This is a genomic window from Citrobacter sp. Cpo103 (genome assembly GCF_030332605.1).
Taxonomy (GTDB): domain Bacteria; phylum Pseudomonadota; class Gammaproteobacteria; order Enterobacterales; family Enterobacteriaceae; genus Citrobacter; species Citrobacter portucalensis.
Genome location: NZ_JAOWHO010000029.1, coordinates 447916 through 461129, shown reverse-complemented (window position 1 = coordinate 461129; position 13214 = coordinate 447916). Strand labels below are relative to the sequence as shown.

At 49.8% G+C, this 13214-nt stretch carries 14 protein-coding genes; 4 read left to right on the top strand and 10 right to left on the bottom strand.

Going from position 1 to position 13214, the window contains the following annotated elements; translation table 11 throughout:
- Nucleotide 1 precedes the first annotated feature (1 nt).
- The 4 genes from OGX89_RS10880 to apbC all read right to left on the bottom strand — a co-directional run bounded on the left by OGX89_RS10880 (nt 2) and on the right by apbC (nt 3251).
- On the bottom strand, nt 2–685 hold the full coding sequence (locus tag OGX89_RS10880) for a fimbria/pilus periplasmic chaperone (protein ID WP_125112581.1): 684 nt from the start codon (nt 683–685) through the stop codon (nt 2–4).
- Between the two features lie 51 nt (nt 686–736).
- Complete coding sequence (locus OGX89_RS10875) at nt 737–1309, bottom strand: fimbrial protein (protein WP_125112582.1); 573 nt, start codon at nt 1307–1309, stop codon at nt 737–739.
- Between the two features lie 285 nt (nt 1310–1594).
- Nucleotides 1595–1876 carry a DUF2574 family protein gene (locus OGX89_RS10870; RefSeq protein ID WP_048234930.1) on the bottom strand — a complete coding sequence of 94 codons (282 nt, stop codon included), beginning with the start codon at nt 1874–1876 and terminating at the stop codon, nt 1595–1597.
- A gap of 265 nt (nt 1877–2141) precedes the next feature.
- On the bottom strand, nt 2142–3251 hold the full coding sequence (gene apbC / locus OGX89_RS10865; RefSeq protein WP_003027343.1) for an iron-sulfur cluster carrier protein ApbC: 1110 nt from the start codon (nt 3249–3251) through the stop codon (nt 2142–2144).
- A 164-nt stretch (nt 3252–3415) separates the two neighbouring features.
- Between apbC and metG the strand changes: the two genes are divergently transcribed.
- Together metG and OGX89_RS10855 are read left to right on the top strand one after the other, a co-directional pair.
- The gene (gene metG / locus OGX89_RS10860; protein WP_003834451.1) at nt 3416–5449 is read left to right on the top strand and encodes a methionine--tRNA ligase; all 2034 of its coding nucleotides are present in this window, start codon (nt 3416–3418) and stop codon (nt 5447–5449) included.
- A 205-nt stretch (nt 5450–5654) separates the two neighbouring features.
- Complete coding sequence (locus OGX89_RS10855; protein ID WP_125112583.1) at nt 5655–6113, top strand: YehR family lipoprotein; 459 nt, start codon at nt 5655–5657, stop codon at nt 6111–6113.
- A 43-nt stretch (nt 6114–6156) separates the two neighbouring features.
- On the opposite strand, the gene OGX89_RS10850 is transcribed toward OGX89_RS10855, so the two are convergent.
- From OGX89_RS10850 to OGX89_RS10840, 3 genes are read right to left on the bottom strand one after another with little or no spacing between them, the layout of a single operon-like run.
- On the bottom strand, nt 6157–6627 hold the full coding sequence (locus tag OGX89_RS10850; protein WP_003834454.1) for a YehS family protein: 471 nt from the start codon (nt 6625–6627) through the stop codon (nt 6157–6159).
- A 46-nt stretch (nt 6628–6673) separates the two neighbouring features.
- Nucleotides 6674–7393, bottom strand: a complete 720-nt coding sequence (btsR, locus tag OGX89_RS10845; protein WP_003834456.1) for a two-component system response regulator BtsR — start codon at nt 7391–7393, stop codon at nt 6674–6676.
- Nucleotides 7390–9075: a sensor histidine kinase gene (locus tag OGX89_RS10840; protein ID WP_003834458.1), complete on the bottom strand. Its 1686-nt coding sequence runs from the start codon at nt 9073–9075 to the stop codon at nt 7390–7392. Before OGX89_RS10840 ends, btsR begins: the two co-directional genes overlap by 4 nt.
- A gap of 225 nt (nt 9076–9300) precedes the next feature.
- Between OGX89_RS10840 and mlrA the strand changes: the two genes are divergently transcribed.
- Both mlrA and OGX89_RS10830 read left to right on the top strand, forming a co-directional pair.
- Entirely contained in the window at nt 9301–10032 is a 732-nt protein-coding gene (mlrA, locus tag OGX89_RS10835) for an HTH-type transcriptional regulator MlrA (protein ID WP_125112584.1), read from the top strand.
- Nucleotides 10033–10291: 259 nt separating this feature from the next.
- The gene (locus tag OGX89_RS10830; RefSeq protein WP_003027354.1) at nt 10292–10399 is read left to right on the top strand and encodes a protein YohO; all 108 of its coding nucleotides are present in this window, start codon (nt 10292–10294) and stop codon (nt 10397–10399) included.
- Here the strand turns inward: OGX89_RS10830 and OGX89_RS10825 are convergent.
- From OGX89_RS10825 to OGX89_RS10815, 3 genes are read right to left on the bottom strand one after another with little or no spacing between them, the layout of a single operon-like run.
- Nucleotides 10380–11111: an ABC transporter permease gene (locus tag OGX89_RS10825; protein WP_232397645.1), complete on the bottom strand. Its 732-nt coding sequence runs from the start codon at nt 11109–11111 to the stop codon at nt 10380–10382. The two genes, OGX89_RS10830 and OGX89_RS10825, sit on opposite strands and share 20 nt — an antisense overlap.
- Nucleotides 11095–12042 (bottom strand): ABC transporter ATP-binding protein, encoded by a 948-nt coding sequence (locus tag OGX89_RS10820; protein WP_125112586.1) that lies wholly within the window; start codon nt 12040–12042, stop codon nt 11095–11097. The genes OGX89_RS10825 and OGX89_RS10820 overlap by 17 nt, the downstream gene beginning before the upstream one ends.
- On the bottom strand, nt 12035–13201 hold the full coding sequence (locus OGX89_RS10815; protein ID WP_125112587.1) for an ABC transporter permease: 1167 nt from the start codon (nt 13199–13201) through the stop codon (nt 12035–12037). The genes OGX89_RS10820 and OGX89_RS10815 overlap by 8 nt, the downstream gene beginning before the upstream one ends.
- Nucleotides 13202–13214: the final 13 nt, after the last annotated feature.

Sequence of the window (13214 nt, the reverse complement as noted above, 5' to 3'; positions counted from 1 at the left end):
GTTATTTTAAGCTGACGTTATCGCTAATATAATTACCGTGATCGTCAATAATGGTTATTTTATACTGATTGGCATTAGCACTTTTTAATGCCACATTTGCACTGGAGAGCGGTGCAAGCATAATACTTCCGTTGTTGATCTTGACATTATTAACTTTAACTTCTGTCACCGTGATCCAATTAGCGGCATCATTCTTAATGGAGTAAATGCTACCACTACGTTGCATAGACAGTTTTTGAAATGTGTTTTTATTAACTGGCGCTATTCCTTTAGGCCGATAGAATAATTTAATTCGATTCTGCATTGCAAATTTCAATACATTTTTACCGGTGCTGTCTGGATTGTTTGGTGGAATATCCAGCACATTGAGATAAAAAAGGCTCTCTTTGTTATTGGGCAGCATATTTGGTAATTTTTTTATTTTTAACTGCTGGCCAGAATCCCTGGCAATTTTTGCCACCGGGGGGGTGAGCATAAAAGGTACGTGAATTTTTTCCGGTGGCAACGAGCTATCGCCATCATCGATCCACGACTGTACCAGAGAAGATCGTTCCCCCTGGTTCATCAATTGTACCAGAACTTCGTTTTTTTCTGCCGGGTAGATAACACGCGTACCATAAATCACAAGGCCAGCATGGACGGGTTGCACAGATGCGATTAATAAAGCGCTTAGAATCCATTTCATGTTGCGTTCGTCCTTTTAAAAAACTGCCGGTGAATACACCGGCATAAAAATCTATTCTGCAGAAACAGAAATAGTTAAAACCGATGATATTTCCCCTGCAACAACTGGTGTTGCTTCATTTAACCTAGCGTACTGAGCTGAAAAATCCAGAGAATATTCCACCCCTGAAGGATCATCTTTAGTTGCGGTAAGAATATCTCTGATATTAGTTTCCTCATCATTAGTAATCAATTTAGTACCTAATTTCAATTTAACACCAACGCCCTTAGAAGCATCCATATCACCGTTTACTTCTTTTGTATTTTTAAGCACACCATCTGTAGTAAATTCCCCATTAGAAATTCTTATTGTATTTAATTTTGTACCTGCTGGACATATTATCTTCATTGGTGTTGCATTAGCCACTTCAGTACCAACAACTGCACCTGCAGACAATCCAGAAAAACGTGAAGCATCAATTTCCGGCAATGTGATAACACTTGAGTTCTTGTTGTCTTCAAAATGGCAAGAACTATTAATAATAGTACCTTCGATTGTTAACGTCCCTTCTTCTCCAGCAGCAAAAGCCCCGGCACTCATAAATACAGAAGACAGCACAGCAGCAGAAATAATTGAACGTTTCATAGTATCTTCCTTAATTAAGTAATTTCTATTTATTAAGAGTTGTTATCTCTTGAAATTAAATTCGCACAACAAAAACGTTATCGCAATGTGAACACGTTGTTTTGTTGATTTAAAACAAGTTACCAATTGCAATATAATTGCAACAAATAAGTGAAGATAAACACTATTTATATATTTAATAAATTAGCGTTATTAATTGTCGTTTTTTATTTGTTAGAGAAATAGAAAAGCACTCATCATTCATATAAATGATGAGTGCTTAATATAAACACTGAGATTCTTAGTTTAATCGTAACGGTTTAACACTATCTGTCGCATAGAATCCCCTGGTACAGAAACGATCTCGGTCACGACGCCCTTCGCTGGAACAGGATCCACATGACTAACATTTGAAAGATGAAGAGATTGACCGCATTTCTGTTGAACGTTGTTATTCACGACGTCAGCACTACAGGTTGGTTCAACGACTCGCCCACTGATTGTTAAGGTCGCAGTATCGGAAGCAAAGGTAGGGGCGCTCATTCCATAAGTCAGAGCTATAATTCCCATCAGTAAACTTTTTTTCATTTTAATCGTTATTCCTGTGGTTAGCATCAAATAGCATACAGAGGACCTGTTCAGCAGATTATGGGCATAACACCCTGTTTGAACCAATTGAAATGGTAGATTAATGAGATAGATTTGATCAATTATAATGATGCATTGAGGTGATTTATTCGGAAAAAGGCATGAATTATAAACGCAGAATGAACAATATCGTGAGATTTTTAAATTTAATATATTCACCGCATCAATAATACATTGATGCGGTGAATATCTGTAACGCTATAAATTACACCGCGCGGAAGGCAATCTCGCCCGGAATAACTTCTCCTTGCCAGTAGAGCTGTGCAGCCACTCGTCCTGCCAGGTCGCGGTAAATAGCAGTAAATTCGCTATCAGGACGGCTGATCACCGTCGGCGTACCACGATCGAGGTCCTCACGCAGAGAAATATGCAGCGGCATCTGTCCCAGCAGTTGAGTGTGATACTGTTCCGCCAACTTCTGTGCCCCACCGGTACCGAAGATCGGTTCATGGTGACCGCAGTTGCTGCAAATATGCATACTCATATTCTCAACAATACCCAGTACCGGCACTTCGACTTTTTCGAACATCACGATGCCCTTTTTCGCATCGATCAGCGCGATGTCCTGCGGCGTAGTGACAACAACCGCGCCCGTTACCGGAATGTTCTGCGCCAGCGTCAGCTGGATGTCACCGGTGCCCGGCGGCATATCCAGTACCAGATAATCAAGATCCGGCCATAAGGTTTCCTGCAACATCTGCAGCAGCGCTTTACTGGCCATCGGGCCGCGCCATACCATTGCGTTATCGTCAGTGACCAGATAACCAATGGAATTCGTTGCCAGACCATGAGACATGATCGGTGCCATGTGGGTACCATCTGGCGAGGTTGGACGCTGGTTTTCCGCGCCAAGCATTGTCGGGATAGACGGACCATAAATATCGGCGTCCAGAATCCCCACCTTCGCCCCTTCTGCAGCCAGCGCCAGCGCCAGGTTCACGGCGGTAGAGGATTTACCCACACCACCCTTACCTGAACTGACGGCGATGATGTTTTTCACACCATTAATACCCGGCTGGTTTTTCACGCGTTTCAGCGTCGCGATGTTATGCGACAGTTTCCAGTCGATCGCTTTCGCACCGGTAATACGCAGCAGATCGGCGCTACATTGCTCTTTTAAGTCCTCAAACGCGCTATGCCAGACAAACGGCATGACCAGCTCAACGTGCAACGTGTCATCCATCCAGGCGACGTGGTGCAACGCTTTAAGCGTCGTCAGATTATGCTTCAGGGTTGAATGCTGAAAATTCGCCAGCGTCCCGGCAACCATGGCGCGCAGGGTCTCTGGTGATTTGGCCTGGGATTGTGCGTTCATCCCGACTCCTTTTTGTTGTTCTGAATATACAATAGTCACCAGGTAGTTTACTCCAACCGCAACAATTATTCATTTACGGATAAATGCCCTTATCGCTTGGCGCAGTAATTACCATTTTGGTACTATCAAAGCCCTTTTCACTACAAAAGAAGTAATTGCCCACTATGACTCAAGTCGCGAAGAAAATTCTGGTAACGTGCGCGCTGCCGTACGCCAACGGCTCAATCCACCTCGGCCATATGCTGGAGCACATCCAGGCTGATGTCTGGGTCCGTTACCAGCGAATGCGCGGCCACCAGGTTAACTTCATCTGCGCGGACGACGCACACGGTACGCCAATCATGCTGAAAGCACAGCAGCTTGGGATCACGCCAGAGCAGATGATCGGTGAAATGAGTCAGGAGCATCAGACTGATTTTGCAGGTTTTGACATCAGCTACGACAACTACCACTCGACGCACAGCGAAGAGAACCGTGAGTTGTCTGAGCTGATTTATACTCGCCTGAAGGAGAACGGTTTTATTAAGAACCGCACAATCTCCCAGCTTTACGATCCGGAAAAAGGCATGTTCCTGCCGGACCGTTTCGTTAAAGGCACCTGCCCGAAATGTAAGTCTCCGGATCAGTACGGCGATAACTGTGAAGTCTGCGGCGCAACCTACAGCCCGACCGAACTTATCGAGCCGAAATCCGTCGTGTCTGGCGCAACGCCGGTGATGCGTGACTCCGAACACTTCTTCTTTGATCTGCCGTCATTCAGCGAAATGCTGCAGGCGTGGACACGCAGCGGCGCGTTACAGGAGCAGGTCGCCAACAAAATGCAGGAATGGTTCGAATCCGGCCTGCAACAGTGGGATATCTCTCGCGATTCCCCGTACTTCGGTTTTGAAATCCCGAATGCGCCTGGCAAGTACTTCTATGTCTGGCTGGACGCGCCAATTGGCTATATGGGTTCATTCAAAAACCTGTGCGATAAGCGCGGTGACACCACCAGTTTTGACGAATACTGGAAGAAAGATTCCGACGCCGAGCTATATCACTTCATCGGTAAAGATATCGTTTACTTCCACAGCCTGTTCTGGCCTGCCATGCTGGAAGGCAGCAACTTCCGTAAGCCGACCAACCTGTTTGTACACGGTTATGTGACGGTGAACGGCGCGAAGATGTCCAAATCTCGCGGCACCTTCATTAAGGCCAGCACCTGGCTGAAGCACTTCGATGCCGACAGCCTGCGCTACTACTACACCGCGAAGCTTTCTTCACGTATTGATGACATCGACCTAAACCTGGAAGACTTTGTCCAGCGCGTTAACGCCGATATCGTCAACAAAGTAGTCAACCTGGCATCCCGTAACGCCGGCTTTATTGCTAAGCGTTTTGACGGCGTTCTGGCGGCTGAGCTGGCCGACCCGGCGCTGTATAAAACCTTCACCGACGCCGCAGCGGTGATTGGCGAAGCATGGGAAAGCCGCGAATTTGGTAAAGCGATCCGTGAAATCATGGCGCTGGCCGACGTGGCAAACCGCTACGTTGACGAACAGGCACCGTGGGTCGTGGCCAAACAGGAAGGCCGCGATGCCGACCTGCAGGCGATCTGCTCTATGGGTATCAACCTGTTCCGCGTGCTGATGACCTACCTGAAACCGGTTCTGCCAACGCTTGCTGAACGTGTTGAAGCTTTCCTGAACAGCGAACTGAGCTGGGATGCCATTGAGCAGCCACTGCTCGGCCACAAGGTCAACACCTTTAAAGCGCTCTACAATCGTATCGACATGAAACAAGTTGAAGCGCTGGTTGAAGCGTCGAAAGAAGAAGTGAAAGCAGCAGCTGCACCGGTTACCGGCCCGCTGGCTGATGACCCGATTCAGGAAACCATCACCTTTGACGATTTCGCCAAAGTTGACCTGCGCGTAGCGCTGATTGAAAACGCCGAGTTCGTGGAAGGTTCCGACAAACTGCTGCGTCTGACGCTGGATCTCGGTGGTGAGAAACGTAACGTCTTCTCTGGTATTCGTTCTGCGTATCCAGATCCGCAGGTCCTGATTGGCCGCCAGACCATTATGGTTGCCAACCTGGCTCCTCGTAAGATGCGCTTCGGCATTTCCGAAGGGATGGTGATGGCCGCAGGTCCTGGCGGGAAAGATATCTTCCTGTTAAGCCCGGATGAAGGTGCAAAACCAGGCCAACAGGTGAAGTAAATCAAACATCTCAAGCGCTGCAACTGCAGCGCTTTTTTTTGCTACGCAAGTGCTTCCTCTAATCTCAACCCCTGCTCCATTTTCGGACTGCTTCGTTGTTAATATTAGATTTATTCTATACTGCTCTGGTATCAAGGTAGTCTGAGCTCACCAGATTCGTGGACGTTATTATTTAACATCCGATATTCATGAAATGGAGTTTTACATGAAAGCGTTACAAAAATTATTTTTTCTCGCCGTGGCATCGATTGTGGTTTTTTCCCTGGCGGGATGTGGTGATAAAGAAGAGACAAAAACATTCAATGCCAACCTTAATGGTTCTGATATCACCGTCTCTTACACCTATAAAGGTGATAAAGTCCTGAAGCAAATCTCCGAAAGTAAAATTAGCTATGCGTCAGTCGGTGCCAGCAATAAAGAGGAGGCAGCAAAAGTATTCGACGCATTAAGCGCCAAATATCAAAACATTACTGGCATAGAAGAAAAACTCACCTATTCAGATACCTACGCGCAAGAAAATGTCACTATCGATATGGAAAAAGTTGATATAAAAGCGTTGCAGGCTATTTCAGGGATGAAGCTATCTGAAAACGCCGATAAAAACATCAGCATGAAGCAAATGCAAACGGTAATGGAATCGGCGGGTTTTAAAGAAGTGAAGTAAACCATCGGCGACCCGATGTTAATCGGCGTCGCCCATTTTTTCTTTATGGCTTCGCGTTATGTACCCGTGATGTCAAACCACGCAGAAAATAACGCAGGAACTGATCGCCGCATTCGCGATAGTTCTTATGATCAGGTGCACGCATCATGGCGGTAATTTCCGGCATCGACACACGGAATTTCTGCTCGGTCATAATAGCCAGAATATCGTCGGTTTTCAGCGAAAAAGCGATACGCAGCTTTTTCAGCACCGTATTGTTATTAACACGACGCTCCAGCGCCAGTTCCGGTGCAGAATCATCTTTACCACGCAGATGATAAATCAGGCCGTTTAAAAAACCGGAGAGAATGATATCCGGGCAACGAACAAACCCTGCTTCATCTTCTTTTGTCATCCAGGTATCGAAACCTGCGGAGGTGGATTCCATGTCAGCAAGCGCAAGAATACGCACCATGTCGTTATTGTTCGCTTTTAGGGTGTAGCGCAGGCTACGAAGAATATCGTTACTTAGCATAGAGCCTTCAACTGTCGGTGATGCAATGGCGCGCAGTGTATCAGTTTTACAGTCCAATCGCCTCTTTTAGACTTTTAAGATAACGACGACTCACCGGAACGGTCAGTCCGTTACGCAAAATCAGTTCCGCCTGACCGTTGTCTTCCAGACGGATCTCCTGCAATTGCGCCATATTCACCAGATATTGCCGATGACAACGCAGCAGAGGAGTACGGCTCTCCAGCGTCCTGAGCGTCAACTCAGTGAAGCCTTCTTTACCATCGCTGCTCGTCACATACACACCACTCATGCGACTGCTGATAAACGCCACATCATCCATTTGCAGCAAATAAATCCGACTATGGCCGCTGCACGGAATAAACTTCAGTGCCTGCTGATTTTCTGGTAGCAGTGATACATCCTGCTTGGTGCGCTCCTGACGCAAACGGATCAGCGTTTTTTCCAGCCGTGTTTCTTCAATCGGCTTGAGCAGATAATCAAACGCATGTTCTTCGAAGGCTTTCACCGCATACTCATCAAAGGCGGTCAGAAAAACAATGTATGGACGATGCTCAGGATCAAGCATACCAACCATTTCCAGGCCGCTGATTCGCGGCATCTGAATATCAAGGAACAGAACATCCGGACGCAATTTATGCACCGCGCCAATGGCTTCCACCGCATTCGAACATTCACCGACAATCTCGATGTCGCTTTGCTCTTGCAACAGGATCCGCAGATTCTCCCGGGCTAACGGTTCGTCATCGACAATCAGCACTTTGATCATGCCAGTTCCTCCAGAGGAAGTCGTAAAGTGATTCGGGTAAAGCGGTCAGGTTCACACGCTACGCTGATGCCAAAATCATCGCCAAACCGCTCGCGCAGTCGTTTATCGACCAGATTCATACCCAGTCCACTGGCTTCTGAGGTTGGCTGATACAGCCCAGCATTGTCTTCAATATCCAGCATCAGATATTGCCCTTCGCGACGGGCGGTAATCGATACTTCACCGGTATCCAGTAACTGAGAAGTGCCGTGTTTGATGGCATTCTCCACGATGGGCTGCAGAGTAAAGGCGGGTAATTGCTGATGCGAAAGTTCTTCTGGCACCGTCAAGGTCACCTGAAGACGCGACTGGAATCGTGCCTTTTCAATTTGCAGATAAGCATTAACGTGTTCAATTTCATCGGCCAGCGTCACAATTTCCGACGGGCGTTTTAAATTTTTACGAAAGAACGTCGACAGATACTGCACCAGTTGGCTGGCCTGCTCGCTATCGCGTCGGATCACAGCTTTGATGGTGTTAAGTGCATTAAACAGAAAATGGGGATTGACCTGGGCGTGCAGGAGTTTTATTTCCGACTGCGTGAGCATCGCTTTTTGCCGCTCATACTGCCCGGCCAGAATCTGTGCCGAAAGCAGTTGGGCGATCCCTTCCCCCAGCGTACGGTTGATCGAACTAAAGAGGCGGTTTTTGGCTTCATACAGTTTGATGGTCCCCATTACCCGCTGGTTTTCACCTCGCAGAGGGATCACCAGCGTCGAGCCTAATTTGCATTGCGGGTGCAAAGAGCAACGGTAAGGAACTTCATTCCCATCGGCATACACCACCTCTCCGGTTTCAATCGCGCGTTGGGTATATGACGATGAAATAGGTTTTCCGGGTAGATGGTGATCGTCGCCAATACCGGTAAATGCCAGCAGTTTCTCACGATCGGTAATCGCCACCGCACCGATATCCAGCTCTTCATACAGCACCTGAGCAACCTTCATGCTGTTAACCTCGTTGAACCCCTGGCGTAAAATACCTTCCGTTGAGGCGGCAACTTTGAGTGCTGTGGCGGAAAAAGCGGAGGTATATTTTTCAAACATCGCCCGTTTATCGAGCAAAATACGCATAAACAAGGCGGCGCCCACGGTATTGGTTACCATCATAGGTGCGGCAATATTGCTGACCAACCGAAACGCATCGTCAAACGGACGGGCAATTAATAAGATGATCAGCATCTGCACCAGTTCGGCGACAAAGGTAATCGCCCCCGCAGTCAGCGGACTAAAGACTTTATCGGTACGACCACGACGGGTGAGCACGCTGTGCACCAGCCCGCCGAGCAACCCTTCCACAATGGTCGAGATCATGCAGCTAAGCGCTGTCATCCCACCCATAGAATAACGATGCAAACCGCCGGTAAGACCAACTAAGCCACCGACCACCGGGCCGCCAAGCAGCCCGCCCATCACCGCGCCAATAGCGCGAGTATTAGCAATAGAGTCATCGATATGCAGCCCGAAATAGGTGCCTAAAATGCAGAAAATGGAAAAAGTAACATAGCAAAGCAGTTTATGCGGGAGTCGGATAGTCACCTGCATCAGCGGGATAAACAAACGCGTTTTGCTCATGAGCCACGCGATAACGAGGAACACACACATCTGCTGAAGCAGCAGCAACACCAGATTAAACTCGTACATACCCGCCAACCACACATCACTTAAAAGCGCGTAACATACATGGGCTGCGTGTAACTTTCTTTGAAGTGTTGCAAAAAAAGACGAATTTGTGAGAACGATCACTCGAAAGCGCGAGCATGGTTACAAATTCACCCATTCATAGATCAAAAAACAGACAAAACTACCTGGTTCGCAAAAGAGCGTCTAAAGTAAAACTGGGACCTCGCGAGCAAGAGTGAGACGACGATGGCGCTTTACACAATAGGTGAAGTGGCTTTGCTTTGTGATATCAACCCTGTCACTTTACGCGCGTGGCAGAGGCGTTACGGATTACTTAAACCGCAGCGGACAGACGGCGGGCATCGCCTGTTTAACGATGCGGATATTGACCGGATCCGCGAGATAAAACGCTGGATAAACAACGGTGTCCAGGTAAGTAAGGTTAAAATGTTGCTCAGCAATGAGAGCATTGATGTGCATAACGGTTGGCGTGAACAACAAGAGACGCTGTTGAGCTATTTGCAAAGTAATAATCTGCATAGCCTCAGACTATGGATCAAAGAGCGTGGCCAGGATTATCCCGCACAAACGCTCAACACCCATTTGTTCATTCCGTTACGCCGACGTCTGCAATGCCAACAGCCGATCCTGCAGGCGTTACTGGGGATCCTCGACGGCGTACTGATCAACTACATCGCGATTTGTCTGGCCTCAGCACGTAAGAAACAGGGGAAAGATGCTCTGGTGGTTGGCTGGAACATTCAGGATACGACCCGCTTATGGCTGGAAGGTTGGGTCGCCAGCCAGCAGGGATGGCGCATTGACGTCCTTGCCCATTCGCTGAACCAACTGCGACCGGAGCTGTTTGAAGGTCGCACCTTGCTTGTCTGGTGCGGCGAAAACCAAACGTCCGCTCAGCAGCAACAGCTGAATGAATGGCGCGCGTTAGGTCACGATATTTATCCACTCGGTATTTAGAGCCTATCCCATTAGGGCTATTTTGCTTGCCATTTCGAACCAGGGCAGTGCTCAGACAACACTCAGAGAGTTTTGAACGCCCTTTAGGGCGGCCCGGAGGGTGAGCGTAGCGAATAATCCTCACGTACTACGTGTACGCTCCGGTTCTTCCGCGCTGGCCGTGTTCAAACTGTCTGCGCCAATAACACCTACTGAGATAGGCTCTTAATATTCTATTAACAAACGTGTACAATCCTTGAATTCACATAAGGAGTGCATAATGAGCGCAGCTAAAATCGGTGTCATTACCCTCTTCCTGCTGATGGCCATCGGCGGTATCGGCGGTGTCATGCTGGCAGGCTATACCTTTATTTTACGTGCCGGGTAAGATGTCTCGCTAATTTCTCAAACCCGCGGTCAACAATTACCGCCGCCAGCGCGACCAGCAGCGCCCCCTGAATCACATAGGCGGTATTGAACCCACTCAGCCCGATAATAATCGGCGTACCCAGCGTGTTCGCCCCAACGGTTGAGGCGATGGTTGCGGTGCCGATATTAATAATCACCGACGTGCGAATCCCGGCCAGAATCACCGGGGCCGCCAGCGGCAACTCGACTTTACGCAGCCGCTGCCCCTGACTCATGCCCATTCCGCTGGCAATATCCATCACGCTGGGTGAAATTCCGCCGAGTCCCGCCAGCGTTGCCTGCAAGATCGGTAATACGCCATACAGGATCAACGCGATAATTGCCGGTTCAGGACCAAATCCCATCACCGGTACGGCGATCGCCAGCACAGCAACTGGCGGAAAGGTCTGTCCCACGGCGGCGATGGTTTCCACCATCGGCCTGAATTCCGCACCCCAGGACCGGGTTACAGCTATACCGGCCCCGGTGCCAATAAGTACGGCAATCAGACTTGAAATCCCCACCAGGCCAAAATGGCTCAAAGCCAGCGCCGTGAAACTTTCCTGCTGATACACGGGACGCGGTAGCGCCGGAAATAGCGCACTGAACAAGGCCTGACTATGAGGCAACCCAACTAACAGGACCAGAAACAGGACAATAAGCCATAACAACGGATCAGCAAGACGTTTCACGGGTCGGCATCTCCGAAAGCAAATCACGAAAATGAAGCGTCCCGCAGGACACCCCCTGCGGGGTCACGACCGGCAAGACGTCGCAACCGCGCGCTACGAACACCGACAACGCATCACGCAGCGTCATTTCATCTACCAACGGTTCACCGGCGGTGTGTTCACCGCGACGGATAAAATCCCCTACCGTGCGAAGCGACAACAGACGTACGCCCAGTTCACTACGGCCAAAGAATGTTTGCACGAATTCGTTCGCCGGTGCAGTCAGCATCGACAGCGGCGTGCCTTGCTGTACTACCTTTCCTGCATCCATCAGAACCAGATGCTCCGCCAGCCTTAGCGCCTCGTCGATATCATGCGTCACCAGCACAATGGTACGCCCGAGCAGACGATGAATACGCGTCATCTCCTGCTGCAGCGCACCGCGGGTGACCGGATCCAGCGCGCCAAAAGGCTCATCCATCAGCAGTACCTGCGGATCTGCCGCCAAGGCACGCGCCACGCCGACCCGCTGCTGTTGCCCGCCAGACAGCTGATGCGGATAACGATGGCGCAAACTTTCCTCAAGACCCAGCAGCGCCATCAGTTCGTCTGTTCGGTCATCAATACGTGAACGCGACCACTTTTGTAGCTGCGGCACCGTGGCGATGTTCTGCGCGACGGTCCAGTGGGGAAACAAGCCAATAGACTGAATCGCGTATCCCATGCGCCGCCTTAACTCCAGCACCGGCAGGCTGCGGATTTCTTCCCCGGCAAAGCGAATCTGTCCGCTGTCATGTTCAACCAGCCGATTGATCATTTTCAGCGTGGTGGATTTCCCGGAACCTGACGTGCCAATTAACACCGAAAAGCTGCCCTCCCCCAACCGCAGATTAAGTTCGTCAACGGCTGTTTGCTGACCATAGGTTTTACTGACATGGCGAAATTCAATCATTGTTTGTTACCTTCAACAGCGCGAGCCCTAAATCAAACAGCGCATCAATCAATACCGCCAGTACCACAACCGGGATCACGCCCAGCAACACTAAATCGACGGCGCTACTGAGCAATCCCTGAAAGACCAGCGCGCCAAATCCCCCTGCGCCAATCAGCGCAGCGATTACCGCCATTCCCACCGTTTGCACCATCACCACCCGCAAACTGCGCAAGAAGACCGGCAGCGCCAGTGGAAACTGCACCGAGACAAATCGCTGGAAAGTGCTCATCCCCATCGCTCGGGCGCTTTCCAGCACATCGCGTGGAACCTGATGCAATCCAGCTACTACGCCGCGCACCAGCGGTAACAGCGCATACAGCACCAACGCAATAAGCGCAGGCGTCAGGCCGGTTCCGGCGACGCCGAGTGAACCCAGCAAGGGAAAATGCTTCACCAGCCCGGCAAGGGGCGCAATCAACAGGCCAAACAGCGCGACGGAGGGGATGGTTTGGATGATATTCAGTACTGCAAAAACCGGTCCCTGACGGGCGACAGAGAAAGCACACCAGATGCCCAGTGGTACGCCAATCACGAGTGCGGGCACCACGGTAGCGAACAGAATTGTCAGATGTTGTGCCAGGGCGTCGTTAAAAACATCCTGGCGGTTGGCATACTCTTTAAGAAGGGAAAGATCGTTAAACGTGCCGGAGAACAAAAGCACCAGCGGAAAAATAAACATTTGCGCGTGCAACAGCCAGCGCCATGACGCCTGTTCGGTGATGCGACGAATGGCGTCACTGGCGGCCAGCAGCATCAGTCCTAGCCCCAACCAGAACCCGCTGCCCAGGCTGGTTCTGGCCAGTGGACTTCCCGTCTGGGCCAGATACGTTGCCGTTGTTCCTGCGGTTACCAGCGCTGCTATAACCAGCAACTGGCTAATAACAAGCGTCAATATATTGCCGGGCTTTCCCGGTACAAAGCACAGAAGAAACAGCAGCAAACAGGCTACTGCCAATCCCCACGCCATGTCGGGCCGGATATCCCAGAGTTGGCGCCCCTCACCAGAGACCAGGCGATTAGGCGCATAGCTAATGAAAGGCAGCGCTGCCGCCGCGAAGGTAAGAAGTACCAGTAACAACAGCACCCGATTAACTGAAATCTTTGACAAAACACCCACCTGCTGCAAACTC